Here is a 26,396-nt window from a genome sequence, read left to right on the forward strand (position 1 = left end):
CGCCGCTCCTTCAGTGGGCCAGATAGCGCTGCGCATCCGCCTGTTTGAATTCGAGCCCGCAGCCCGGGCGCGACAGGTCCGGCGCGATCACGCCGTCGTGCGGCATCGGCGCGCCGTCGAACAACATGTGCTCGATACGGACATGATCATGAAACCATTCCTGATGCCGCAGGCGCAGTACCGCACATGCGACATGCAGATGCAGTGCGGGCGCGCAATGCGCCGACAGCGCCACGTGATGCACGTCTGCGAGATTCGCCGCCTGCATGAAGCCGGTGATGCCGCCGCAACGGCTCGCGTCGGCCTGCAGCACATCCACCGCGCCCGCTTCCAGCATGCGGCGGAAATAATCGGCGGTGTACCCGTATTCGCCTGCTGCGATCTCCATGTCGCGCGGCACCAGCTCGCGTAGCCGACGCAGCCCTGCGAGATCATCAGACGACACGGGTTCTTCGAACCAGCTAACGCGCTGTTCGCCAAACACCGCCGCGTACATGGCAGCCTGCTTCACGTCGAGAGCGCCATTCGCATCGACGAACAGGCCGTGCTCGCCGATCGCGGCGCGCGCCACTTCCACGCGATGTGGGTCCCGCGCGGGGTCCGAGCCGATCTTCATCTTCACCCAGCGGCATCCGTCGTCCGCGACCCAGCCCGAGAACTGTTCGCGCAGATCGTCGTCCGTGTAGGTCGTGAAGCCGCCGCTGCCGTAGATCGGCACCGTCTCGCGCAGCCGCCCGAGCAACCGCACGAGCGGCAGGTCGAGCAGCTTCGCCTTCAGGTCCCACAGGGCGCAGTCGACTGCCGAGATCGCCGTCGCGGCGAGACCCTCGCGCCCGAGGTTGCGCACGCTGCGCTGCATCGCAAGCCACGCGCCGGGTATGTCGAACGCGTCGCGGTGTTCGATGGCTTCCGCCAGCATATGCTCGATCAGCGGTACCAGGGACGCACTGGCATAGGTGTAGCCGAGCCCGGTCCTGCCGCCCGCGTCGATCTCGACGACAACCAGCGTCGTCGAGTTCCAGGCAATGGTGCCGTCAGCTTCGGGCTTGTCGGTCGGGATGGTGTACGCCTGCGCCCTTATCCGACTGAGCGGCGCGCCGGCCTCGTGAGCGGACATCGCATCAGCCCTTCTTCTCGTCGGACTTGTCGTGATCCTTGTGGCCGTGCGGTAGCACCGCGCTCAGCACCTGTTTCATGGCGCCCATCAGCATGCTGCCTTCCTGCGGATCGCCCTTGATGAGCGTTTCCGTGAATGCTTTCGCTTCCTTCAGCGTGATATGCGGCGGCAGCGGCGGCACGTTCGGGTCCGACTTCACTTCGAGCACCACCGGCCTGTCGGCCGCGAGCGCTTCATCCCATGCAGCAGCGAGGCGCTCGGAATCATCGACGTAAATTCCCTTCAGTCCGATCAGCTCCGCAAACTTGTGATACGGCACATTGGGAATCTGCTGCGATGCATTGAACTTCGGATCGCCTTCCATCACGCGCTGCTCCCACGTCACCTGATTCAGGTCTTCATTGTTCAGCACCATGCAGATCCAGCGCGGACTCGACCACTGCTTCCAGTACTTGGCGACCGTGATCAGCTCGGCCATGTTGTTCATCTGCATCGCGCCATCGCCGACGAGTGCAATCACCGGCCGGTCCGGATACGCGAACTTGGCGGCGATTGCATACGGCACCGCCGCGCCCATCGAGGCAAGGCCGCCCGATAGCGAACACATCATGCCGCGGCGGATCTTGAGATCACGCGCATACCAGTTTGCGCACGACCCCGAGTCGCTTGTGATAATCGCGCGTTCAGGCAGACGCGAGGAGAGCTCCCACATCACGCGCTGCGGGTTCACGTTCATTTCGGCTTTTGCCATTGCCCGCGCTTCGAGCGTCTTCCACCAGTCGCTGACCCAGCCCTCGATCTTCTTACGCCATGCACGGTCGGTTTTTTCCTGCAGCAGCGGGAGGAGCGCCTTCAACGTATCGGCGCTGTCGCCAACCAGATTGACCTCCATCGGATAGCGCAGACTTAGCATGTCCGCCTTCAGGTCGATCTGCACGCCGCGCGCCTGCCCTTCTTTCGGCAGGAATTCCGAGTAGGGGAAACCGGAACCGATCATCAGCAGCGTGTCGCACTCCGTCATCATGTCCCAGCTCGGCCTGGTGCCGAGCATGCCGATGGAGCCTGTGACCCACGGAAGTTCGTCGGGCAACGCCGCCTTGCCAAGGAGTGCTTTCGCGACGCCGGCGCCGAGTTTGTCAGCGAGCGCGATCACTTCGTCGGTGGCGTGCAAGGCGCCCGCGCCGACCAGAATCGCAATCTTCTCGCCCGCATTCAGCACGTCGGCCGCACGACGCAGGTCGTCATCCTTCGGCACGACCCGCGGTGCCGAGTAGCCGATGCCCGAATGAACCGTGCCGTGCTGGCGTGGCGGGTCCTGATAGGGCAGGTCCTGCAGGTCATTAGGCAGGACGATCGCTGTCACGCGGCGCTCGGACAAGGCGATCCGGATCGCGCGGTCGACGAGATGCCGTACCTGCGGCGGCACGCTCGCCTGCTGGATGAATGCGCCGGCGACGTCCTTGAACAGCGACGGCAGATCGAGTTCCTGCTGGTAGTGACCGCCAAGTGATGCCCGCGCCTGCTGGCCGGTGATGGCAAGGACCGGCATGTGATCCATGCGCGCATCATAAAGACCGTTGACCAGGTGCGCGGCGCCAGGGCCTGAGGTCGCGAGGCAAACACCTAGCTCCCCCGTGAACTTCGCGTGTGCCGAGGCCATGAAGGCCGCCATTTCCTCGTGCCGTACCTGGATGAACTCGATTTTTCCGTCGGCGCGGTTCAACGCGCCGAGGATGCCGTTGATGCCGTCCCCGGGGTAGCCGTAGATGCGCCGGATACCCCATTGGTGCAGGCGCTCGACAAGGAAATCGCTGACCGTCTGACTCATGGTAAGTCTCCTGGGTCGGCGCTCGAGCCGGCTCGAAAGCGGTGCGTGGTTGCTGTACCACGTACCACGGAAAGTGAATGGCAGTCCGGTTCAGGCGCCGCGGCTACGCCGCGGGCCGACCGACCGGACCTTCAATCTGCCTGCCGCTGAATCGAGCCGTGATTGATGCGTCGTCGACCAGCCCAACAAGTACCGTCACTGTTGCGACGGTGAATGTGCAAATCCGGCGCTTACCGCCCGTACTCATGCGTACGAACCTGCGAGCCGTCCGCGCGATCCTGAAACATCACAACGCGATATAAATTGCAAAAAACATACCACGGCCTGATTTTTTTATGTCGCTCAGTAATGCGGCAGGCCGCGCCTGCGTCTGTCTCGTGCGAGTAACGTCTAACAGGACCCGTGCGTGTGACATGTACCCGGTCGATTACCCGCTGTGAGTATGTAAAAGCTATCGGATCGCGTAAATCCGACCACATTCCGCGCGCCTCAGGGAAAGCCCGATGCGGACATCATGAACGGGAGCGACCGGGCAGACAACAGGCAGGTTTGACGACGGCATCCAGCGGATCCTGCATGTGCCGTTATTTCGAAAGCGGGTTCGCGGGCTGCGAACTCGCTTGCACCTCACCGGCCACTGCTCTCGTTACGATAGGCGGCCACGTCCACCCCATTCAGCTCACATCGATTCCGGTCCGCATCCTTCGAGGGGGCAAGCCTGTACAGTCCGTACATGATGAACCGGCCGCGGCATGCGGTCTGAGCGCAGCCACCTATGACCCGGAGGCAGGTTCGACGTTGCGCTTGAGCAGGTCGCTCCATATAGCCATCTCCCGGTGCCTGACAGATGCAGGGTCTCCTCTTAGCACGTCGAACTGTGTCGTTCCATCGGTCCACCGGAAGCGGATGTCGAACGTCTGCTCGCCGACGCGCAACTCCCTGAGCGTCACATCGCTCAGCCACGGCGGCAGCACCGGGTCGACATAGAGCATCTTGTGCGGTGCATCCGGCTGCAGGCCAAGGATAGCCTGCAGCAGCGAGAAGACGGATCCCGCGGCCCAGGCCTGTGGCACGTTGGCGCCCGCATACTGAACGGGAAAATTCGCTGCGTCCCGCTGGAGGCCTGCATAAAGCTCAGGTAGCTGGTTCAGCATGAAAAAGCCTCCCGCCGCACACACGTCGCGTGCGATCTGGCCTGCTTCTTCGGTGTAGCCATAGCGCCTGAATCCCACCGCAATAAGGCCGTTGTCGTGCGGCCAGACTGAGCCCTTCTGGTAAGAATAGGGGTTATAGGCGGGGTGATTCGCCGACAGCGTGCGGATGCCCCACCCGCTCCACATGTCCGCCTGCATGAGCCGCGCGACGACGTGGCCCGCTCGCTCGGGCGGCACGATACCCGACCACAGACAATGGCCAGGATTGGACGCGACGCTAAGGACCTTCCGCTTCTTGTCATCAAGCGCGAACGCGTAGAATCTGCTTTCCTCGTCCCAGAACGCGTCATTGAACCGCGCGAAGAGCACGGCGGCCTTCACCCGCAATGCATCTGCGCGGGCGGTCTCGGCCAGCGCATCGTAGATTTGCGCCATCCGCAGCCATGCATCGTAGACATAGCCCTGCAACTCGCAGAGCGCCTTGGGGCCCTTCACCAGCGTTCCGTCTGGATAGACCAGCGCGTCGCCCGAGTCCTTCCAGCTCTGATTCTCGAGACCCGCCGACGAGCGCGTGGCGTATTCCTGAAAACCGTCGCCATCGCGATCGCCGTATTTGTCGATCCATTCGAGGCACCGCTCCGCGGTCGGCAGATGACGCTTGAGCAGTTCGCGATCGCCCGTACAGCACCACGCGGTATGCAGCGTGATCAGATAAAGTGGCGTTGCATCGGCTGTTCCGTAGTACGGCGTATGGGGAATCAGCTTGAGCTTTGCCAGTTCCCCCAGACGGAGTTCGTGCATGATCTTGCCAGGCTCCGCATCGCGATAGTCGTCGCGCCCGGTTGCCTGCCAGACGCCGAGCACATCCAGTGTGCCGCGAGCATAGTCGGAATAGACGAGCGAGGTCTGCAGCGAGGCGATCAGGCTGTCGCGTCCGAACAGCGCCACGAACCATGGTAGCCCGGCGGCCGGCACGAGCCGCATCTGATCGGCACCCTGAACGGGCAGTGTCAGTGCGGCCATGTCGTCGGTTGCCTGACGAAACAGGCGCTCGAAGCCGTCGTTGCTGCTTTCGAGCCTGAGCACGGCGCGCTGCCAGTCCGCGAGCCGCTTGCTGTCTTCCGATGTGTCGCAGTCCGCGCTGGTGCATGCGTGCGGCGCCCGATAACGTTGCTCACCGTCCGAGAGATCGTAGGTGAGACAGCTGTGCCACCGGGCGCCAGGCGCCAGTTCGACGTCGAACGAGAGCCGGCCGTTCGCGTACACCGCCGGCGAGCCGTTGTTGTGCGCCGTGATCGCGACTTCCCGCGAAAAGTCCTGATTATGGTAGGAGGTGGTGAGACGCTGCATGCGTTCGGACCATTTCGTCGTGACATGGCCGCGCCGGATGAAGTGGCCGGTTTTCACCTCGAAGATGTCGGCAAAATCACTGCGCACCGCAATTTCGAGGTTGAAGCGCACTGTCGACTGGCCATAGTTGACCAGATCGAGATCCTCGTGCACGCCACCGCCGATCTGGCGGCCGAGCACAAACCCAATGGTGTGCGGCGCAATTGGACCGGCCTCAGTGACGAGTGCGCGGTTGGCCAGAAAGATGCGCGCATCGAACGAGGTGGTAGTGCCGCCATTGAGCAGATCCCACGGTTCACCGTCGGCATACACCGTCCAGCTGCTGATCACGCGGGTGTCGTAGAAGTACAGGCCCTTCTGCGTCGGCCCCTTGATCTGGCCATCCGGATCGGTCAGGAGAACCGCGTGTCCCTGATGGATCGCGAGCTGTGGCGGCCCCACCTTGATTTCAAGCGACATGTTCTTCTCCTCGCACACCAGTATCCACTCCGCCGCACCCTTCATACCCGCCGCCTGGGGCTGGGCGCGGATCCAGAACCAGTGTCAAACCCCGCGACGTCTGTCACTGCCAACCATATCACGTTGTGATGCAATGACAAGGTTGCCGCCCAACTTCCGGATTCCGTCCGACAGGACCGGCGCGCGCGTTGCAGCGGCCTCGCCATGCGCCATTTTTTACGCGGGCTTACTCAGTTGGTCGGTAAAAACGTATCCGCACGATGGGTGGTGCAGTTGCGGGAACGATCGAATATCTCACGACACCGCGCTCGATGAGACGGTCAGCAACACGATCCTGGCCCATTCGAGGTGCCACGCGTCACGCTCCCATGTGAATGCCGCCGCTCCTGCCACTCCTGTTCCAAACAGGTCTGGACCGCCTTGCGAGAGGCACATTTGTGAAGGATCAATGGACGGCGGACGCAAGCTCACGGAAGTCATTGAAATGGGTTATGCGGCGACCGGCAAACGCGTGCGCGTCAGGCGCTGTTTCGGGTACACCAGGGCGTCGGACATGGAAGGCGTCCAGACCACGCGACGAATCGAACGGGCTCCGCGTCGTGGTGACCCGCCCCGACCATGGCCTGGAATCAAGAATGTCTGACCCCCGCGATCAAGGTTTTCGTATTCCTTCCGTGTTCATGTGCGCGTAATGTCAGATCGCATAGCTGAGGTATTCAGGCGATTGATCACGCTCCATTTGCGATCCGTCGAATGCTTCATTGTTCGATGCGCCTGAAGGAGAACGACACATGTTACGCAGCACGAAGGATCTGGAAGACTACGCCATCGGCGCAACCGACGGCGTCATTGGTCACGTGAAGGATTTCTATTTTGATGATGAAGCGTGGGTCATCCGCTATCTCGTTGTCGACACTGGCAGCTGGCTTTCGAGCCGGAGAGTGTTGATCTCCCCGATCGCGCTCGGTCAGCCGAGCTGGACGGACAAGGTACTGCCGGTTTCGATCACGAAAGAGCAAGTCAAAAACAGCCCTGACATTGACACCCAGAAACCGGTGTCGCGGCAGCACGAGATCCAGTACCTCGGGTATTACGGTTACCCGTACTACTGGGGCGGAGCCGGGCTTTGGGGTAACGGTCTCTACCCGAACACGATCGCCACAGGCTTTGCAGGCTACGTTTCGATGCCGCAAGCGATGCGCTCGGAAGGGCAGCCAGCTTCTGCACGCGTTGAAGCGGCGCACGAGGATGACGATGCCCACCTGCGCAGTTGCAAAGCGGTAATGGGCCGTCACATCGAGGCAACCGACGGTGACATCGGCCATGTCCAGGCGCTGCTTGTCGATGAGGAGACGTGGGCCATCCGATACATCATTGTGAACACGAGCAACTGGTGGCTCGGACACGACGTGCTCATCGCGCCGCAATGGATCCAGGACATGAACTGGCCCGGCGAAACGGTTTCCGTCAACCTGACACGGCAAGCCGTGAAAGACGCTCCGCCGTACGATCCAGCGGCGCAACTGGACCGGACGCAGGAAATGGCGATCCACGAACATTATGGACGGCCCGGCTACTGGGCGAACGAAGCGACACATGACGCCGCAATACCGGGTGCGCGTCAGGATGGGCTTCCCAGATAACCGGCCTCGTTCCGGCGCAAGGAAAAAACGATCCCGTTCCTGATCAGGCGGCTCGCACGTTCTTTCAGCACTGGTTGCTGCGAGCGCGGTACGGCAGGCAGTCAGTCGACGTCGACTCAAAACGCAACAGGGAGACAACACCATGAAATGCTCTGCTCTTTCCGCCTCGCTCACCGCGTGCCTGTCTCTTGGTTTTGCCGCGCCGTTGCTCGCGGCTCAGCCGACGGCGACCGCCGCCGCGAACAACCAGACTCATGACGCGAATGCAGCCGCCCGCACGAAGCCCGCGCAGAGATGCCTGGGCGATCTGCGCACCTTCGACAGCCAGATGCAGAAAGATGGCTACTGGCTGCACGGATCGGGGCCCGACTCCGGCTATGGCTATCCGATGTATGGTTATGGCTACGGTCATGGCTACGGCGGGGCGGGAACGTTGCCCACTGGCGGCAGCGGCGACATGAACAATGGCACGAACGGCACTCCTGCCGGGGCCGCCGGGACCGAGACCGGCTACTGGCGGGCGCGGCCCGGCTACGAGGTCCGCACGCTCATTGCCTCCGCCAACATCCTGGCGCATCACGGCCAGCAGCAGGCCTGCGAGGCATTGCTCGCCGCAACCCACAATATCTACAAGGGTTATGCAGCAGACCTGCGCAACGGCAATGTGTCGAAAGCCGACGCGCCAGGCTGGCAGCGTCAGCAGATCGCCGCTGCCCAGCCGGTCACCGCTAACAACACCTCTTTCCGGTCCGATCAGCTGGTTGGCACCGACGTGGTTAACCCGCAAAACGATACTCTTGGCAGCGTCAAGGATATTATCCTGAGTCCGCAGACGGGCAAGATCGCCTACCTGGTGATCGGTCGCGGGGGCGTGTTCGGTATCGACGAGAAATATGTCCCGGTCTCGTGGGGTTCCTTCAAGGCGACTCCCGGCACCAACCTGCTGGTACTCGATACGACCAAGGCCAGCATGGATGCGGCACCGCAGATGAAGGAAGACCAGTTCGCGACACATGGTGACTTCGGCCAGCAGAGTAAAAAGGTGGATGACTACTGGAAGGCGCATCTGACGAAGTGATCGCGCCGGATGGCGTGCTCCCCTTGAGTCCGGAACCGGACGTCGTGCTGCTCGACATCGGCTTACCCGACATGGATGGCTACGAGGTTGCACGCCGATACGCGCGATGCCGGACCAGGCCAGTACCCTGTAGATCGCGCTTAGCGGACATGGGCGGGAAGAAGACCGCCAGTGTTCCCGCCAGGCGGGTTTCGACCACCACCTCGTCAAGCCGGCTGACCTCACCCAGCTAAACGCGTTAATCGCGTCATGCCGCAGAAATCATCCCCTCCGGAGCGACACCTCATAGGCGGACATGACTGTGCCGCCGCACGCGCCGATCTTCACGCGTGCGGTGTCGCGCCCGCTGAGCAACGTCACTGTGACTCCCTGACGGCATGGAGATCCAGTTATCTGCGAAACCTGATCGATGCCTTTGCACAACGCCGGCAACAGTTGGCAGAAGAAGGAGAGGCGGGAGGCCGCGATGAATCATCGATCCCGGAATTCTGGACTGGGCAGTTGCGATCTGATATCAGAAAGCTGCAGGAGTACGATACGCTCCACCCCCGATCGTTCGGCTAGGATCCCGGATTTTCGGGCGCGGCGTTCCCTGACGGCAATGCCGGCCTGTCAGGTTTGATTGTGTACGCGCATCGGCCACTGCACCCCATGCCGTGCTACATACCGTGCGGCGAGATTTCCATCGAACGTTGTCGTGCGCCGCAAACAATCCGGGCCGTGGTAACCGACTACTGCTGCTCGCACGATGGTTGTCCACGGTCCCAACGGCTGGTCCTGATCGACAGATGTGTGTTGCTCAACATCGCCAGGTCAGACCGACCTCGCACAACGACGACATGAGCCAACCATGCACACACAGCCGGCCGCTGGATGACATCAACGGAGTGTCTGCACGACCAGCACAGTTGTCTGCACCGTCCTGCTAAACCCTGACACGCGAAAGAGAGACCCGCAACCCTCGGCGGTATCATTACCGGGCAAGCGCCGGCGCGCGGTCGATCGACGCGTATGGGCTATCGTCTTACTCCATTCCGCCTGACGGAGATACACACCAGCACGCGTGTGGGCTTCAGCAGTTGATATCGAGTCCGGGAACGCATAGGAATGACGATTGCACGTTCCGGCGCCCATCGCCGTGAAACGTATGCGATCCACGAACGACGTCCCTCAGAGTAAGGTGGCGGAGCGCGTGAGGTGTGGTAGTGATGCGGGTCAGCGGAGGTCGGCCGGCATTTTCCAGGGAAGCAACGCGTCGTAGTCATCGACGGTCTTCGCCAGAGGCAGCCGCTGGAACAGCCAGGTGAGATACCGGTAGGGATCGATGCTGTTTGCTTTGCAGGTCTCGACGAGCGTATAGAGATTGGCGCTCGCGTTCGCGCCTTCGACGGTGTCCGAGAACAGCCATCCGCGGCGCCCCACGCAGAACGGTCGAATCGCATTCTCACAGGTATTGTTGCTGATGGGCCAACTGCCATTCTCGATGTAGCGGATCAGCTTCGGCCACTGCACGCGCAGATAGGTCAGTCCTTTGCCGAGTAGGCTTTTCGGTACAACACCGGGCGATTGCTCGAGCATCATCGCGTGGATGGCGTCGAGTACGCGCGCGCTGTATCGTCGTCGCAGCCGCTGTCGTCGTTGTGCGGTCCACGTCGCGCTGCGTGCCTCGGCCGCGAACAGCTTGCCGATCAATTTGATGAAGCGCGTCGCCAGCAGATCGGGCGTTCGGGCGGCCTTTGGTACGCTATCCTCTGCTTTGACGAAGTACCGTCTCAGGTGAACCCAGCATCCAAGGTGCACGAGCTGGTGACGCCGAGCGATGTCGTTGTAGGGCTCGTAGCCGTCGGTCATCATGACTGCGCCCTCCCGGATCCCGGCGAAGAGCTTGTCGGCCAGCCTGGTGCCACGCCCCGGTGTATAGGTGAAGCAGCGGATGGGCACGCCCGAATCGGTCATCTGCGCCCAGAGGTAACTCTTCGTTTGCGGTCGACGGCCCTTTTCCTTCAGCACCTGGAGTGTCGTCTCGTCGCAGTAGATCAACTCGGCATCGAGCAACGCATCGCGCATCAGGTTGATCATGGGTTGCGTCGCGAGACCCGCACGGACCATGCTCGCTGCAATCGTGTTCGAGGAGATGTCGCCGCCGAAGCGACGTAGCAGACGGGCCTGGCGATACAGTGGCATCCCGAACTGATACTTGCCGGTGGCGATCCATGCGAGCGCCGATTCACTCAACAGCCCGCGAGGGATGATGCGAGGTGGCGCCGGCGTCACCTTGATGCCGAGATCGCAGCACGGACATGCATATTTGACGCGCTGATGCTGGATCACGCGAAGCTGCTCCGGAATCACGTCGAGCTGCTCGCTGATCTCCACGCCGAACTCGACGAGCGCGTGACCGTCGTTGATGCAGAAGCGTTCGGCTTCGGGCAGCTCGTGCCGCACAACGTCGCGCGGCAGGTTGGGATCGAGTGGCTTGCGATGGCCCCGCTTCTTGCGCGTATGTGCAGCGACCGTCGATTCTGGAGCATCTTCCTGAGCAGGCGTGCTGCTCGCGCCGAGCGCCTCGGCTTCGTTGAACAGGCTGGGTTGATCTGAATCTCGTGCCTCGCTCTTTGCGCCGAACAACTCGTGACGGTAGGCCCGGAGTCGTTCCTCGGCGAGATCGCGTTCCGCTGTCACGAGCCGCAGGGCGCCGCGTAATGCCTCCTGTTCTTCTCGCAACGCACGAGCGGCATCGCGTTCGGCGAGCAGCTCTTTCAGTTCCTCGGCGGTGATCGTGACGTTGACCGGCATGCCGGGTTAGACCAGCACACCGTCTGCCTGTTCAGCTCACACGCAGATATTCCTGCTTCGGATGTCGTCGAATCGTAGTGATGTCATCGCCATCGAGCAGCGCGTGCAGCACGTTGGTCGTCATCGTCACGACCTCAGCCTTGTTGTCGGGCCAGATGAAACGGCTTGCCTCCAATCGTTTCGTCATAAGCCAGAAACCGCTACCGTCCCAGCCAAGGATCTTGATCCTGTCGCGATGCCGGTTTCCGAAGATGTAAAGCGACGAGTCCATCGGATTCAGGCGCATCGACTGTTCAACGAGAATCGACAGGCTGTTCATGCCGTACCGGAAGTCGACAGGATCGCGGTGCAGATACACCTTCAGATTGTCGTCGAACCGGAACACGGCATCCTCCCAAGGATCTGAACCAAGGTTGTCAGTTCATCAATGGTCGCGATGGCCTTGCCCAGTTCGAGTTCGACACCGTTCGACAGATGCACATGCAGCGTGAGCGTCATCGACGGGGATGGCGGTGTGGACGCACGTGGTACCGAAACGACAGGCACGAACGCGGGTGGTGTTGCCGCGGCAACGACGAGCTGGTGAGAACTCGGAGGATCGATCGCCAGGCTGTCAGTCGCATCACCCGAAGGCGGCAGGTCGTCGCCGTTATCCTGCGGCGTCGGCGAGATGCCTTTCTCGCGCTCCATCAGGTATTTCGTGATCCACTTGCGCAGCAGGTTGGCGTTGATCCCGTGCTCTTGCGCCATGCGGGCCACCGACACGCCCGGGCGTAACGCCGCCTCGACCAATGCTCGTTTGCCATTTTCATCGTAACGGCGACGGCCGTCACTACTTTGCCGAACTACTCTCAGCCCTGAGTCTTTGTCAGCCATAGGTGTCCACCTCGTAATAGGTGGACACCTATGCTCCTCGCTCAGAGCGCTGTTGAGTAGACGTCGATAATGGATCGCTTACCGTGAAACGACTGCAGCGATCCAGCGACCGAGCGCTGGGATCAGGTATGGATGTTTCATGTGCCTCTCCCCCAAAAAAATCGGATTGCGATGTCCTCGTGCGCATAGCCATCGATCGGGCGGATGGGCCAAAGACGCGAGTGCCGTTGTTCGTGCCTATTCCTTGCGCTTTGGTTCGCGACGGGACGGCCGCCGTGCGGGCGTAGTTGGTTCACCGACCAGCTCGAAAAGCGCGGCAGGCAATGTTCGGCCTTCCGCGCGTTGACCGCTGTTCGACCTCACCACAAAGCGGCTTGCGCCATCAGCATCAGACGCAGCTATCGACACGTCACCGAGATGTCGCAATGCCCAATGGCAATAGCGAGCGTCTGCGCTGCTGAGCGCGGTGTCGCCAACATACTCTGAGGTGATCTTTACCGACCCGATGGTTAGCCCCAATGCCTCTTCCCGCGACATCCGCACGACCTGCGCGCGCATGTCCATCGCTTCCTTATGCGACTTGCAGCGGAACAGGACCCGACCGTCGTGCATCACGACAGTCCACTCCTTCGTTGGACCCCCGGCCACCGCAGCCTTGCTACGCGCACTCGTATCCGGAGCAAATGAAGACATAACCGGTTTCTCCCAATGCGTCTTTAGAATATCGAAGACGCGATGCGCCACTTGTGATGCTTCCGGCATCGCTAACAAAAGCGGGATTCCGCTGATGCCCGCGAAGTCCGTTGCCGGCAGGCCAAACCACGGGCCTCGTGACCGACCTCCCGTCGACATTCCACGGGAACGCAATCCGCTACGCGAGACCGTAATCGCCAGCGAACTGCAGGAGTAGCGCGATCGCTTCGGCGGTCACCCGGTTCTTCGAATAATCGGGAGGGACCGGCCGGCTCAGCGGTCAGCCGCCCGCACGGAGGGATCGCTGGCGAAGAGCCGCCGGAGATGCAGGGTACGCACCTTCCGGTGATGCTCCGCCAGCATCGTCCAGGCCGGCCGCTCCATCAGCCGTTGATTCTGAACAGTCCGCTTCGCGCTCACGCCGGCCCCGTACGCATTTGATCACCCTTCTCCAGCGTCGCGCTCTTCGCGGCAATGCGGCCGATCAGATCCTTCCACGACTTGTCAAAGGATTCAGCGCCGTCGCGCTGGAGCTGGGCGGCGAGCGCTGAATCGTCGATACCGGCCCGCGCGAATCCGGCGAGCACGTCTTCGGCGTCGCCGCCATCAACCGGCAGTACACCCTTCAGTTCGCCATGATCGGCGAAGGCGTGCAGGGTCTTGTCGGGCATGGTGTTGATCGTGTCAGGGGCCGCCAGCGACTCGATATAGAGTGTGTCGGAGACGTCCGGATCCTTGGTGCCGGTGCTGGCCCAGAGTAGGCGCTGCGGCCGGGCGCCGGCAACCGCCAGTTGTTGCCAGCGGGGCGATGCCAGCAACTCGCGGTACGCCTGGTACGCGCGTCTGGCGATCGCAATCCCGAGGCGGTTGCGAAGCTGCGGGGGAACCTTGTCTTTCACCGCGACATCCCAGCGGCTGACGAAGATCGATGCGACGGACCCGACGTTCGGATCCCGTCCCGCGGCGATCCGCCGTTCGATGCCGCGCATATACGCCTGCGCTGCCGGGACGTATTGTTCGCGCGAAAACAGCAGCGTGACATTCACCGGCACGCCGGCGAAGATCGACTCCTCAATCGCGGGAACGCCTTCGGGCGTACCCGGAATCTTGATGAACAGATTGGGACGCTGCGCGGCTCCATGCAGATGCGCAGCCGCGTCGATCGTGCCGGCCGTGTCGTGTGCCAGCAGAGGGGACACCTCCAGCGACACCCAGCCGTCAACACCATCGGTGCTGTTGTGGACGGGACGGAAAAGGTCGGCCGCCCGGGTTAGATCCTCAAGCGCGAGCTCAAAAAACAACGCCTCGCCGGATGTGCACTCATTGGTCTTCTGCCGGATGGCGGTGTCGTAGAAGGCTGTCTCCTTGATGGCTTTATCAAAGATCGTGGGGTTCGACGTCAGTCCGGTCACCGAAAACTCTTCGATGTAGCGCTGCAGTGTGCCGTCCGTCAGTAGTCCGCGGGTGATGTTATCGAGCCAAAGGCTTTGGCCAAGGTCATGCAGTTGTTGGGTCGACTTCATGATGTCCTCGATGTCCCTATTACGCACCGCCTGCTGCACCTGCGGGCACGATCAACCAGACTACGCGCAGCTTCGCCAGCCGGAACGTCAGGTCGTCGAGTGACGAGGTAGCAAGCTCCTGCCGCCTCTGATCAGGCGTCGCACCATATCGAATCCCATGGTCCCGATCCAGTCAGGCCGGTCTGCACTCTGAAACTCCTCGCACGCAAACGCTGTGCCTCATCACTTTGGAGGATTCAATCCGGACGTACAACACCGCTGCGAAATGACAAACGATGAAACGTACGATGGAAATGCACAGAATAATGGGCAAGTCTGATGCGAAGTCGATCATGACGGTATCAGCAAACATTGACAGATACCGTCGGAGATCTTTGACAACTTCCTGTCTGTTCGTGAAAAAACTACAGTCAGGGCCCCACCGCGTCGAGCTCAGCCCGCGACAGCTGCGCTCGCGACCCGCCCGCAGGGCATGGCGAGCCGCTGGAAAAGGCTTGCGCGGCCGTGTTTCCCGACGCGTGTTTCCCGACGCGTTGCCGGTCTGTCGGCGTCCGACGCAATCGCCTCCGTTCGGCCTTCGGCAAAAAAACCACATTGCGTGTTATCGAAACGGCTATTTCATTTGGGCCGCCACTGCGCACTTCCACTGGCTTGCTGCGCAGCACTGCTTGGTCCAGAATGCAAAATCGCATGCTGACCAGCCGTGATGCCCGTTTGCCGGTATGCCGCCCTGTGCAGAATGTTGATGGCTGCCGTGCGGTCCCTGTCAGAACCTGGAACGGTGCACCTGGTTTTTGTTCGAGACAAACCGTCAGGAGGATTCAACCGGGTATTTGAAACTTCGCGGTGTGAGCCCAATGGAACCCGTGTTGACCGCCCCCATCCCGCTCGACGCGCGAGGCCGTTTCCCACGGTTTCTCACGCTCCGGCGAATGCGACGATCGTGTGGCAGAGCGTGACAGTAGCGCCGACTGGAATTCAACCGATGCGGAATTATTGATCGTGGCTCAAGAAAAACAGCGTGATTCCGTATCGGCGGGAGCCCCCATGCCAGCGCATGAAGAAGCGAGCGAGCAGGTTGCCCTCGACCTGCATGATCTTTACGAGAACGCTCCCTGCGGGTATCACAGTGTCGGACCTGACGGGACCATCCTGCGGATGAACCAGACGGGACTGACGTGGCTCGGCTTCTCGCAGCGGGAACTCGTCGGCAGGCGAAAGTTCGCCGAACTCGTTGATCCGCCCTTCCACAGCGAGTATGAGCGCGCAATCGCAACACTCATCGCCGGGCGGGAGATTGCAGAGATCGAGATGGCGCTCGTCCGCAAAGACGGATCGATGTTTGACGCGTTCCTGCGGATTGCGGCAGTACGGGATAGTCAGGGAAGATTTCTGTACACGCGCGCGACCTTGATCGACATTACGACGCGCAAACGGGCTGAGGCCGAAGCGCGAATTCATGCAGAGCAGTTGCGGGCCGTATCGCAGCGCGTTGTGGAGATCCAGGAAACGGAACGGCGCGATCTGTCCGCAGAACTGCACGATCGTCTCGGTCAGGATCTCGCGGCCATCAACCTTAATCTGCATATCATCAAGGACCAGCTCCCAGCGGAACTATTGACCAGGGTTGGCCCCAGACTGGACGATTCCATCGCGCTGGTCGAACGTACAGTGGAGGTGGTACGTGACGTGGCCGGCGCGCTGCGCCCCCTGGTTCTCGACGACTACGGTCTCGCCGTAACGCTGAAATCGTATGGCGAGCAGTTTGCCGCTCGCACTGGCATTCGCGTCATCGTCGAGGCAAAGCACACCGTTCCCCGGCTGCAACAGGAAGTCGAAACCGCGTTGTTCCGGATCAGTCAGGAGGCCCTCGCCAACGTCCTGAAACACGCCCAGGCTGCCATGGTGCGTGTGACGCTCGCGTCCGATGCGAAAAGCGTATCCCTGACGATCACAGACGACGGCTGCGGCTTCGATGCCGGGTCCCGGACTGACCATCGAACCAACGGATTGGGATTGCTTATCATGCACGAGCGCTTGCGCCCGGTGGAAGGATCGTTGCGGATCCAGTCGCGGCCCGGGGCCGGCACGACCGTGATTGCCACGGTACGGAGGGTTCAATGACGATCCGGGTGTTACTGGCCGACGATCATTCGGTTCTTCGTGACGGCGTCGCGGCATTGCTTCAGGCACACGAGGACATATCTGTCGTCGCGCATGCGCGGGACGGCAGGGAAGCGGTACACAAGGCGACTGAGCTCAAGCCTGACGTCGCGATCATGGATATTGTCATGCCGGAACTGGACGGAATCGAAGCAACCCGCCTTCTCCACCAGCCGTCACCCCTGACTCAGGTGATCATCCTCTCGATGTATTCGACTACCGAGCACATCTTTCGCGCACTGCAGGCGGGAGCGAAAGGCTATCTTCTCAAGGAGTCAGCGGGAGCCGAACTGGTGGCAGCGGTCAGGAGCGTTCATGCGGGGCGGCGCTACCTGAGCCAGAAGATCACCGAAACGGTGGTTGACGACTACATTCGCGAGCACCAGCCGACCGATCCGCTCGGCAAGCTGAGCAGCCGTGAGCATCAGATACTGCAACTGGTCGCCGAGGGCAGGAGCACCGCCGACATCGCGCGCGCGCTGTGTCTGTCACCCAAGACGGTCGATACCTATCGCAGCCGGCTCATGCAGAAGCTCGACATCGACAGCTTCGCCGCCCTGGTCAAGTTCGCGATCGCCTGCGGACTGACCCCTCCCTGACGCGGTCCGGCGGTAGGCGTCAAGAATGCCTGACCCCGGCGGTCGAGATCTGCCTATTCTCCCTTCTCTTACGCACGCGTAGCATCAGACTGTATGGTGAAGCGTTGCAACACCTCGGCCAGATCCGGTATGGCGCACTCCGGGACGGTGTGCGAACCATGGCCTGCGAAGCTGGTACTACGGAGATCCATCATGAAAAGACATTTCACGCGCGTGTGTGCCGCGCCCAGAGCACTCTGGCTCCTATCGTTGGAATTATTGACAATGCCATCCACGATGCCAATGCTGCGCGCAGTTCGCATCACGCCTGCTCCGAGCGTTCGCGAGAACCTCACCGCCCGGTCGTCGATGATTCATCGCCGATGAGACGGAGCACCGGGAAAAGAATCAAGACCGCCGAAACAGTGTCGTCAGCCGACCCGTCAGGGTGTCCGTGAAAACCGACCAGCAACCAGATGAGGACTCCCATGCATACTCCTGCGAGCATCTTCAAACATCCTGTCCACCCCATGCTGGTTGTCTTCCCGATCGGCCTGTGGATATTCTCGCTGATCTGCGATCTGATCCGTCTCGCGGGAGCCTCGGGAGATGCGTGGCTCACTGTCGCGTTTTTCAGCATGGTCGGCGGCCTTGTCGGCGCGCTCTGCGCGGCAGTGCCAGGATTTATCGACCTGATCTTCTACAAGAGTTTCGCTCCGCCAGTCAGGAAGATCGCACTCGCCCACATGGCGATCAATCTCACCGTCGTCGTGCTGTATGCGATCAATATCTGGTTGCGTGCCGGAAGCTCCATGAGCATGAACCCGGGAATGAGCACGCCGGTTGTGCTTTCGATTGTTGGCGTCGCGCTTCTCTTTGTATCAGGCTGGCTCGGCGGCCAGATGGTGCATGTCTATGGTGTAGGCGTCGAGGGACGGGAATAGCGGCGCTTCCGCATTCGTATTCCGTCACTCGACTGTAGTCCATACAGGCATCAATCGGCGGATATCTATAATTCCTCCGCTACGCCGGCTGGCGCCGCCGTGCGCGGGACTATGTCGATCATCATCAAGGTCAGGAGGATCGAATGAACGAATCCGGGGAAAAGCTCAGCGGGCCGGACCTCGTCAACGGCGTCGCGCTCTCGGAAGTCACTGACGGCGCCATGCTGGCAGGACACGCACACGGCGAAGCGGTGTTGCTCACGCGGCATGGTGATGAGTTTTTCGCGGTCGGCGCCCACTGCACGCACTACGGCGCTCCACTGGCCGACGGGCTGCTGGTCGACGACACGGTCCGCTGCCCCTGGCATCATGCCTGTTTCAGCCTGCGCACCGGTGACGCGCTCCGCGCGCCCGCACTGGACGCGGTTGCCTGCTGGCGCGTCGAGCAGCGGGACGGCACCGTGTACGTTCGCGAAAAGCTCATGCCTGTGGAACCGAAGCCCTTGCCGTCAGCGCCCGGCACACCGCAATCGATCGTTATCGTGGGAGGTGGCGCGGCAGGCAATGCCGCCGCCGGGACACTCCGTCTCGAGGGATATACAGGCCGCATCACCTTGGTGAGCGCCGATCCATCGAGGCCGTGTGACCGGCCCAACCTGTCGAAGGGCTTCCTCGCCGGTACCGCGTCCGCGGAATCGAATCCGCTACGTCCACTGACGTTCTATCAGGCGCATCGCATCGACCTGAAGCTCGACACTCCCGTCATCACGCTCGACACAAGGAACAGGCACCTGCAACTCATGGACGGCAGTCGCGTTGCCTACGATGCGCTGCTGCTCGCGACCGGCGCCGAGCCGGTGCGGCTCGATGTGCCGGGGGCGAATCTCCCGCATGTGCACTACCTGCGCACGCTTGCCGACAGCCGCACGCTTGTCGCCCGGGCCCTCACGGCAAAGCGGGCGGTGGTGATCGGCGCAAGCTTCATCGGGCTCGAAGTGGCGGCATCGCTGCGCGCGCGCAATGTCGAGGTGCATGTGATTGCGCCCGATGCCGTTCCGATGGAGAAAATCCTCGGACCGGACGTCGGAAACTTCATCCGCGGGCTCCATGAACGCCACGGCGTCATGTTCCATCTCGGCACCACCGCCATTTCCATCGACAGAGGAAACGTCAGCCTCAAAAATGGAGAACACCTTCAGGCCGATCTTGTGGTCGTCGGCATCGGCGTACGGCCGGTGATTTCGTTCGCCGAACAGGCGGGACTCCTGATCGATCGCGGCATTATCGTCAACGCATATCTCGAGACGAGTGTCCCGGGCATCTTCGCGGCCGGCGACATCGCACGCTGGCCGGACCGGCTCACTGGCGAGCGCATCCGCGTCGAACACTGGGTAGTGGCCGAACGCCAGGGTCAGACCGCAGCACGCAACATGCTCGGCCGGCGCGAGCGGTTCGACGCCGTGCCGTTCTTCTGGACCGAGCAATACGATTTCGGTCTCGCTTATGTCGGGCACGCGCAGCACTGGGATGAGGCCGGGATCGACGGTCAGCTCGATGCCGGGACCCAGAACTGCACGATCACGTATCGCCGTGCTGGCAGGAAGCTGGCCGTGGCCATCGTGCATCGGGATCTGGACGGACTGCGCGCGGAAGTCGAGTTCGAGCGGACGATCGCCGCGACAGACTGGCGACACGCGGGTAGCGTGAACTGAAGGAAGCGCAACAGATACGGACAACAGACGGGCGCAATGCGTGATGGCTGCACGACCCGGAATCAGGTGGGCGCCGGAATGAAATACAGGGACCACTACGAGTTCTCGGCCTGCCATGCAGCGCGACGCAGGACGAGGTCCGGCGCGCGTATTACTGTGCAGACCGTTCAGGGTTGTCTTTCAATGTTAATCTCCAATGACCAAACGGGGGCTTTGATGCACCGACTGATCGCGTATCGCGGCTTCGAGATTGATGTCGAATTGACTCCGGCTGCTGAAGACACGTTTGACGTGACTTTTCAGATAAAAGGCGGCACTAACCTCGGAGTGCTCGGCGCGCGAGGAGGCCGCATACCACTGCGCAACGGCCCCTTCACTGAACGCTGGGCCTACCTGGTAGGCGAAATCGCCGGACAAGCCGCAGTCGACGTGTTGCTTGGCCCAGTTGACTGATTCCATCTCTGTTTCCCCGACCCGGTCTCTCAGTGACCGGACCGGGTACGGCCATTTTGAGACCTTCGACCTGCTTTCGGGAACGGCCGCTGACCGTCGCGTCGATTAACGGCCCTTCCGAAAGCCGACGACGTGGTGTTTGAACCGCGCAGTAACGCAACTGTGGCAGATACAGCCGAAGACCTGGATAACCAATAGAACGCCAACCGGACGCAGACTCCGGCCAACCGTGGACAGTCCCCCTTTTCGCACGGACACTGCCTTTAACGCGATGCGCTCGACAATCGGCTGGGTGATGCGGGCTCAGGGCATGAAGCAGGAAACCGTCGGGCTCGCGCCGGCACCCGGACGCCGGATACCGCAGTACCCGACATTGCGTAGGCGATAGCGATGCGCGGCTCACGTGCAAGCACGAAAACGATGTGCATGAGCAGGTCGTCTTTGCGATGCCGGCACGACGCAAGCTTTCACATTCACCACGCCACGATTTAGTTTGCTTTTCGATGGCATTGAGCGCATTGTGAAAAGATCCAGATGACCTGACCGCCCTTTTTCGCATCCGGACAGGCATGGGTTCATGACGGTCAGTATCGCTCAAGGAGCACGCCATCATGACCATCCCCACCATCGAATACAGAGGGTACGAGCTACGTGCGTACTCTCACCAGGAGTTCCCGCTGCACCGTGACCCGTATGCCAAAGGTCCGCGCCAGTTCTCATCCGTCGTGCGAATCGACACCATTCCCTCCAGCGAGGTTAAGGCCCGGCGCTATGCAACGTTGTTCGACGCGGGAAGTCCCACCACCGCGGGCGACGCCATCGACGTCGCGATGCAATACGGCAAAGACATCGTCGATGGCAAGGTTGAGGCGACCGGACTCTGACACATCGAATGTCAGTCAGTCCAAAGCTTGAGTGGAGCAGGTCATGCAATATCCGCTTTATGTGCACCGTGATGGAGCTGCCGGCTTTCGTGCCAGTTTTCCTGATCTTCCCCGAGCAGTTGCGCGTGGCCATTCGTTCGATGAACTGAAACGCAACGCACAGGAGGTTGTCGAACTGATGTATGACCGAAGTGAGGAACTCATACCCGCTCCCACCTGCAGTACGTCGGAATTGCATACGCTCGACATGGACGATGGGAAAGGGATCTGGATGTTCATCGAGATCAATCTGGCGCGGGTTACCTCGAAAGCCGTGAGTGTTCAATTCAGTCTGCCCGAGAGTCTGCTGCAGAGAGTCGATGCTGCAGCAAAAGAGCGTCACTCGACGCGCTCTACGTTCTTTACGCTGGCTGCCGTCCACGAACTTGGGAACCGGGACGAAGGGCAATTGCCCTAGACGCCGGGTGTCCATGGACGGATGACGTCGCACGCCACGACCGGCGTCAGCAATCACAAAACCCGAACTTACGATGTGCCGCGTCGTCCCGACTATCGAGGGCGACGCCAACCGCCTGTTGGCGAACCAGTTTGTTACATAGTAGGAGTGCGTCATGATTGATGACCAGGTAAATGCCGAAGAACTGGCAGAAAGCAGAAGACAGAGAGAGGCTGCGGCGAATGCGACGGATGATGGCATGCCGGTGGTCCAGGGAGGTAAAGAGCGAGATGCCGCCGAAGGGATTCGACACAGAACACCGAAGCAATGGGTCAGGCACGCAAGGAAATGGCTGGGTGCTGGAAGCGGCTTCATGCGGCCCTGAACGTCGATGACTCATACGGAATTTATCGCTCCGCCCTGAGACGGCGGAGGCGGGAGAACCGTCGAAGCGTCGGTTCTTTGCAGCGGTGTGGCATCGTCCCGGTACAAAAGCCCTAACCAGGCTCTGACGCCAGATCTGCTGGCGCAGGTTTGAGAAGAGCGGCTACAGTGCCATATCTCGATCCAGGCGAGGCGGCATGGATTTCGGCGTGAAGCCGCACGTGTGAAGCATCCGCGGCTCGTGTGACAGGTTCGGGGCGCCCGAGCCCCTGTACGGCAGCGTGCAGACATGCCAGCCCGGCCGGTACAGACTTGATCTGTGAGTGACACGGAATCACTTCGGCAAGGGATCCTGATGTCGCGCTACCAATTCGAAACAGACCTGACGCACCTCGAACAGATCATTCCGTGACTTGTGCGCGGAAATCCGCTCGCGCTATCGTACTGGCGGCGTCGCATTTCTTCGCTATCGACGCAGCAGGGTCTGCTACCCGACGGGAACAGGCGCGTAATCCGACTTCTTAATGTATTCGATGAAGTCGAGCGCGCATTGACATCAGGCAAGGCCACCGCCGACGGTCACCAGGATGGATCGCGACCGGTTTAGGTCCCGCTCGCAGCGCCTTCAAATCCGGTAACAGGCGCTCGCATTCCCGCTTGATCACGGTTCAGCACCCGCAGACACGTCTGATGCATAACGGAGGCCGCAGTGACGCCTCTCGAGACGGCGTAGACGGGTTGGGTCAAATGGCACCGGAGTTGCGGAACGGATCTGCTCGCGACGGTGGGCGAAGTGAATTGCTCCGCCCGCCGTCGCGTCAGAACACCGAGACCCTATCACTCCTTTCCCCCACCGTTGATCCCGCTTCCGCTTCGCCATACCTGCTTTCCCCGCTCGGAGAGCTCGCCGCAACTATGCTCCGCGTCGGCCTCCGTCCCTTCGATCGCCATTTCGCCGCCGGCCTGTTCCTGCGCCTTTTGCTTCTGCCTGTGCCGCGCTGCCACAGCTTCATCGTGCGACCTGCCTGCGTAATTCATGGTCATTTCGCTAACTCCTTCAAGAAGTAGTCCTTGCAACGTGCCAAGCTGCCCAGCACGTGTCATTTCTGGAGCGACCATCCCAGCTGCTCGCGCAGCCGGTCCAATAGGTGATGCTCATCCATCCAACGGATTTCCCGCTTGCGCAGAAGGCTGCGCCTGTATCGCCGCAGCGACACGCCGAACATCAGCGCCAGCCCGACCGCGATGCCCCACATTGCATACGTCATATCATCCTTTTCAATCTGTTCTCGCTTTACATCCGGCGACAGACCGCACGATAGAGAAATAGCACGCGCGCGCCCCAGCGCTTCCAAAATCATGTCGAATCACTCAGTGCTTATGGTGCAGCCAGTCGCGAATTGGATGCACGTCTAGCCAGCGGGTAACCGGCTCGTCCTTGTGTTCTCGCCTGTACCGTGCCGCCGCGAGTATCGCGACGCATAGCAGCACCACAATCCCCACTACAAAACTGATCATTGACTGGGTCATGGCAGCCTCCTTTGAGGTCAGAACCCTACTTATAATTTTAGGTGGCCAAGGCTTGTTTCGTGCGAACCGTGTCGCGCGGCTGCATAGTGCGATACAGCCAGCGACGCTACTCAGCGGGTCCAGGGATGACGTTCCGGCGTGGCCGGACGAACGGTCGATTCAGACTACCTTGCGCTAAATGCAGCACAGGCGATCGTGGCACCCCTGATCGCCGTCAGAAGCGAAGCGGCGTTGCCCCGTTAGGGCGCTGGGCAGGGCGCTCCAGAAAGCCACGGATTGGCAGATCTGGAAGCATTCTCGCGACAGGTCTGTAGCTCATGAAATCGAATATCGATTCTGCGGACCGCCGACATACTGCTTCTTGGCGATTTCGAGAACCTTTTCGCGAAACTCGTCAAAGGCACCAAGCACCGACCGCTCGTCGGATCCAACCCCAGGTTGCAGATTTCTGAGCACGGCGTCGTCGACCATGAAGGTGATTTCGCGTGAATTGTCGTACCCCCAGAAACACACGCAATGTCGGGAGGCATCATAGCTACGACTGGGATTGGGAAATTGAAGCACCGCGATCAACTCTTCGCGCGCACGGCCGAGTAGCGCCACTTACTGGCGTTGGAGTCGATCGCGGCGTAACTGACGCGTCTTTTCTCTGCTCTCAGAGCATCCGCTGCGTCGAGTAGATGAGCACGCGTCCTGCGTTCGACGGCGTACTCGCTCTCGCTGCCAATTGCAGCCGAAGCAGGTTTGAGTTGCGATCGCATGATGGGCTCCGCAGTTGGAGGTCGCTCATGGGCGACCGGTCTCCCCACTGTATACCCATTGGCTGGCACCGACGTCTTTATTTACCTGAACCACTTGAGTTCAGTTTTCCTAACCGTTTATACATGTCGACCTTGAGAATTCGCTCGGATGGCGACCGCCGTCGCTTGTCCAGCGTCTTTTGCTCCGCTACACGCGGGCGCTGATCACAGATGGCGGCGACCACCGACGGAGCGGATCGCGCTGGGTAGACTGCCGCTATTGGAAGTTTAGCCGCCTACGCAAGCCAAATCCGGCGATACCGCGAGCCGTTCTGTAACGGCAACGGGCACTTCATCGCCCCGTTTTACTCCGCTTACCGAACATCATTTGGCTTACTCATTGGCACATCGACTCACGTACTCACGTTCACCGCGGCGGCGGCTTTCCGCCACTCACTTCGCCTCGAAGTCGCAGATCCGGCGCCAATACTCGTCGGCCCGCCCTTCGGGTCGCCCCTCCTGCTCCCAAAGCACATAGGCGCGCTCCCGCAGATGCTGGTCAAGCGCACGATGCCAGTATTGCTCCGCACGTCCCTCAGGACACCCGTCCTGTTGCCATAGGAAGTAGGCGCGTTCGCGAACGGTCTGCTCCAGACCCGCTTTCGTTTCCGAAGACGCTCGCAGATCATCGCCGTAGGGCGCCATCTGGCCGCCCCTACTGACGTGCATTCTGGCGGTCAGGCTGCCGAGTTCAGTGTCGGAGACCAGTCGGCCGTGGCCGGCCGCCTCCAGCGCTTTTGCTTTGTATGCAGCATCGTCCGTCCCATCATCAGGACCGTCGAGCGTAATAGGATATGTATGGATGACAGCGCCGTCGCTGTCCAATACGTCGACCAGTCGCTTCGTCATAGCGTTTCCTTTGTCCGTTCACCCGCGGCGGCCGCCGCTCACCTGGCTGGACCAGCGTTAGAACACCCACCCTGGAGGAGGCCAGACGCTGCATCCAGCAAGTAAAAACACTATCACTATTCACAGACGTCGCGCGGTTGGGCGGCGACAATTGTCTTGGCCGGTCGTTGACGATTGTTTTGGCCGGTGGTGAGGAGTTGGAGGCGGCGTAGCCGCCGGAGACGACGAACCACCGGCGGCGCCAGGTCGACGGGGCTTTAGGATGGGCTGATCGAAGCTTAAATAAAAAGCGGTCAGCTCATGTCTGGAACCCGCATTACCGACCAACAGGTTCGTCTCTACATGAACAAGCGCAAACACCATCCGCAGGAAGTCGCGGCCGCCAAGACCGGCATCAGCGTGCGTACGGCACGCCGCATCGAGCGCGATGCCACGTTGCCCTCCCAGAAGCCACGCCAATCATGGCGGACCCGCCCTGATCCCTTCGTCGACGTATGGGACAGCGAAGTCGTACCGTTGCTGCGCAACGCGCCCAACCTGATGGGCATCACGATCTTGCGCAAGCTGCAGGATGATCACCCGGATCGATATCCCGATAGCATGCGTCGCACGCTGGAGCGACGTATTCGCCAGTGGCGGGCACTCGAAGGGCCTAGCCTGGAGGTGTTCTTCCCCCAGGAGCATCAGCCCGGCGTGCGCGGACTATCGGACTTCACCGATATGAGCAAGCTGTGCGTGACGATCGGCGGCGCCCCGTTCGGCCACCGGCTGTATCACTTCGTACTGGCGTTCTCGCGCTGGGAGTATGCGAACGTTGTTGAGGGCGGCGAGAGTTTCGAGGCCCTCGCTGCGGGATTGCAGAACGCGCTATGGCAGGCGGGCGGCAGCCCGCACGAACATCGCTCTGACAGCCTGTCGGCCGCCTTCAAGAACTTGCAGGAGCAGGAGGACTTCACGACACGTTATGCGGCGTTACTCGACCATTACGGCATGGAGGGCACGCGCAATAACCGCGGCTTGGGCCACGAGTATGGTGCAGTAAAAAATATGTGCTGCTCGATAACGAACTAGGCCAAGGCAGTACCTTTGTGGAAAGCAAACAGCACATATTATTCGGTTACAAGGTGCGGAGGAAGGTCATCAGGT

Annotated in this window: 23 protein-coding genes and 1 pseudogene; 11 read left to right on the forward strand and 13 right to left on the reverse strand. The window is 61.0% G+C overall.

The genetic code is table 11. From position 1 onward, the window contains the following. Positions 1 to 10: 10 nt before the first annotated feature. From VOM14_RS30845 to VOM14_RS30855, 3 genes are all read right to left on the reverse strand, one after another. On the reverse strand, positions 11 to 1,117 hold the full coding sequence (locus VOM14_RS30845; protein WP_327632494.1) for an enolase C-terminal domain-like protein: 1,107 nt from the start codon (positions 1,115 to 1,117) through the stop codon (positions 11 to 13). A gap of 4 nt (positions 1,118 to 1,121) precedes the next feature. Then, positions 1,122 to 2,945 carry a thiamine pyrophosphate-requiring protein gene (locus VOM14_RS30850; protein ID WP_327632495.1) on the reverse strand — a complete coding sequence of 608 codons (1,824 nt, stop codon included), beginning with the start codon at positions 2,943 to 2,945 and terminating at the stop codon, positions 1,122 to 1,124. Positions 2,946 to 3,718: 773 nt separating this feature from the next. Beyond that, positions 3,719 to 5,908 (reverse strand): amylo-alpha-1,6-glucosidase, encoded by a 2,190-nt coding sequence (locus VOM14_RS30855; RefSeq protein WP_327632496.1) that lies wholly within the window; start codon positions 5,906 to 5,908, stop codon positions 3,719 to 3,721. Positions 5,909 to 6,699: 791 nt separating this feature from the next. Between VOM14_RS30855 and VOM14_RS30860 the strand changes: the two genes are divergently transcribed. Both VOM14_RS30860 and VOM14_RS30865 read left to right on the forward strand, forming a co-directional pair. After that, entirely contained in the window at positions 6,700 to 7,551 is an 852-nt protein-coding gene (locus VOM14_RS30860) for a PRC-barrel domain-containing protein (protein WP_327632497.1), read from the forward strand. A gap of 142 nt (positions 7,552 to 7,693) precedes the next feature. After that, a complete protein-coding gene (locus VOM14_RS30865) occupies positions 7,694 to 8,629 on the forward strand; it encodes a PRC-barrel domain-containing protein (RefSeq protein WP_327632498.1) in 936 nt (311 codons plus the stop codon). A 1,215-nt stretch (positions 8,630 to 9,844) separates the two neighbouring features. On the opposite strand, the gene tnpC is transcribed toward VOM14_RS30865, so the two are convergent. The 5 genes from tnpC to tal all read right to left on the reverse strand — a co-directional run bounded on the left by tnpC (position 9,845) and on the right by tal (position 14,517). Further along, positions 9,845 to 11,425, reverse strand: coding sequence for an IS66 family transposase (gene tnpC, locus VOM14_RS30870; protein ID WP_327632499.1), 1,581 nt, complete (start codon positions 11,423 to 11,425; stop codon positions 9,845 to 9,847). Positions 11,426 to 11,456: 31 nt separating this feature from the next. Beyond that, positions 11,457 to 11,810: an IS66 family insertion sequence element accessory protein TnpB gene (tnpB, locus tag VOM14_RS30875; protein WP_308836216.1), complete on the reverse strand. Its 354-nt coding sequence runs from the start codon at positions 11,808 to 11,810 to the stop codon at positions 11,457 to 11,459. Beyond that, complete coding sequence (locus VOM14_RS30880; protein ID WP_327632500.1) at positions 11,786 to 12,301, reverse strand: transposase; 516 nt, start codon at positions 12,299 to 12,301, stop codon at positions 11,786 to 11,788. Before VOM14_RS30880 ends, tnpB begins: the two co-directional genes overlap by 25 nt. 237 nt (positions 12,302 to 12,538) lie before the next feature. Next, positions 12,539 to 12,916 (reverse strand): hypothetical protein, encoded by a 378-nt coding sequence (locus VOM14_RS30885; RefSeq protein WP_327632501.1) that lies wholly within the window; start codon positions 12,914 to 12,916, stop codon positions 12,539 to 12,541. Positions 12,917 to 13,410: 494 nt separating this feature from the next. Further along, positions 13,411 to 14,517 carry a transaldolase gene (gene tal / locus VOM14_RS30890; RefSeq protein WP_327632502.1) on the reverse strand — a complete coding sequence of 369 codons (1,107 nt, stop codon included), beginning with the start codon at positions 14,515 to 14,517 and terminating at the stop codon, positions 13,411 to 13,413. Between the two features lie 945 nt (positions 14,518 to 15,462). Between tal and VOM14_RS30895 the strand changes: the two genes are divergently transcribed. The 8 genes from VOM14_RS30895 to VOM14_RS30930 all read left to right on the forward strand — a co-directional run bounded on the left by VOM14_RS30895 (position 15,463) and on the right by VOM14_RS30930 (position 22,072). Beyond that, positions 15,463 to 16,641: a PAS domain-containing sensor histidine kinase gene (locus tag VOM14_RS30895; RefSeq protein WP_327632503.1), complete on the forward strand. Its 1,179-nt coding sequence runs from the start codon at positions 15,463 to 15,465 to the stop codon at positions 16,639 to 16,641. After that, positions 16,638 to 17,279 (forward strand): response regulator transcription factor, encoded by a 642-nt coding sequence (locus VOM14_RS30900; protein WP_327632504.1) that lies wholly within the window; start codon positions 16,638 to 16,640, stop codon positions 17,277 to 17,279. The genes VOM14_RS30895 and VOM14_RS30900 overlap by 4 nt, the downstream gene beginning before the upstream one ends. A gap of 467 nt (positions 17,280 to 17,746) precedes the next feature. After that, a complete protein-coding gene (locus VOM14_RS30905) occupies positions 17,747 to 18,202 on the forward strand; it encodes a DUF2231 domain-containing protein (protein WP_327632505.1) in 456 nt (151 codons plus the stop codon). 143 nt (positions 18,203 to 18,345) lie between these two features. Continuing rightward, positions 18,346 to 19,914: an FAD-dependent oxidoreductase gene (locus VOM14_RS30910; RefSeq protein ID WP_327632506.1), complete on the forward strand. Its 1,569-nt coding sequence runs from the start codon at positions 18,346 to 18,348 to the stop codon at positions 19,912 to 19,914. A gap of 216 nt (positions 19,915 to 20,130) precedes the next feature. Beyond that, entirely contained in the window at positions 20,131 to 20,367 is a 237-nt protein-coding gene (locus VOM14_RS30915; protein ID WP_327632515.1) for a hypothetical protein, read from the forward strand. A 611-nt stretch (positions 20,368 to 20,978) separates the two neighbouring features. Then, positions 20,979 to 21,251 carry a hypothetical protein gene (locus VOM14_RS30920; RefSeq protein ID WP_327632507.1) on the forward strand — a complete coding sequence of 91 codons (273 nt, stop codon included), beginning with the start codon at positions 20,979 to 20,981 and terminating at the stop codon, positions 21,249 to 21,251. Between the two features lie 43 nt (positions 21,252 to 21,294). Beyond that, positions 21,295 to 21,708 carry a type II toxin-antitoxin system HicB family antitoxin gene (locus VOM14_RS30925; RefSeq protein ID WP_327632508.1) on the forward strand — a complete coding sequence of 138 codons (414 nt, stop codon included), beginning with the start codon at positions 21,295 to 21,297 and terminating at the stop codon, positions 21,706 to 21,708. Between the two features lie 154 nt (positions 21,709 to 21,862). Then, the gene (locus VOM14_RS30930; RefSeq protein WP_327632509.1) at positions 21,863 to 22,072 is read left to right on the forward strand and encodes a hypothetical protein; all 210 of its coding nucleotides are present in this window, start codon (positions 21,863 to 21,865) and stop codon (positions 22,070 to 22,072) included. 836 nt (positions 22,073 to 22,908) lie between these two features. On the opposite strand, the gene VOM14_RS30935 is transcribed toward VOM14_RS30930, so the two are convergent. The 5 genes from VOM14_RS30935 to VOM14_RS30955 all read right to left on the reverse strand — a co-directional run bounded on the left by VOM14_RS30935 (position 22,909) and on the right by VOM14_RS30955 (position 25,250). Next, complete coding sequence (locus VOM14_RS30935) at positions 22,909 to 23,115, reverse strand: hypothetical protein (RefSeq protein ID WP_029972085.1); 207 nt, start codon at positions 23,113 to 23,115, stop codon at positions 22,909 to 22,911. Between the two features lie 56 nt (positions 23,116 to 23,171). Continuing rightward, entirely contained in the window at positions 23,172 to 23,432 is a 261-nt protein-coding gene (locus tag VOM14_RS30940; RefSeq protein WP_327632510.1) for a hypothetical protein, read from the reverse strand. Between the two features lie 10 nt (positions 23,433 to 23,442). Beyond that, entirely contained in the window at positions 23,443 to 23,601 is a 159-nt protein-coding gene (locus tag VOM14_RS30945; protein ID WP_327632511.1) for a hypothetical protein, read from the reverse strand. A gap of 315 nt (positions 23,602 to 23,916) precedes the next feature. Beyond that, positions 23,917 to 24,204, reverse strand: a complete 288-nt coding sequence (locus VOM14_RS30950) for a DUF1488 domain-containing protein (protein ID WP_327632512.1) — start codon at positions 24,202 to 24,204, stop codon at positions 23,917 to 23,919. 590 nt (positions 24,205 to 24,794) lie between these two features. Beyond that, positions 24,795 to 25,250: a DUF2934 domain-containing protein gene (locus VOM14_RS30955; protein ID WP_327632513.1), complete on the reverse strand. Its 456-nt coding sequence runs from the start codon at positions 25,248 to 25,250 to the stop codon at positions 24,795 to 24,797. 300 nt (positions 25,251 to 25,550) lie between these two features. Between VOM14_RS30955 and istA the strand changes: the two are divergent. Further along, positions 25,551 to 26,297, forward strand: a pseudogene (gene istA, locus VOM14_RS30960) (IS21 family transposase); the annotation flags it as partial. Positions 26,298 to 26,396: the final 99 nt, after the last annotated feature.

The organism is Paraburkholderia sp. MPAMCS5 (assembly GCF_036016995.1).
Taxonomy (GTDB): Bacteria; Pseudomonadota; Gammaproteobacteria; order Burkholderiales; family Burkholderiaceae; genus Paraburkholderia.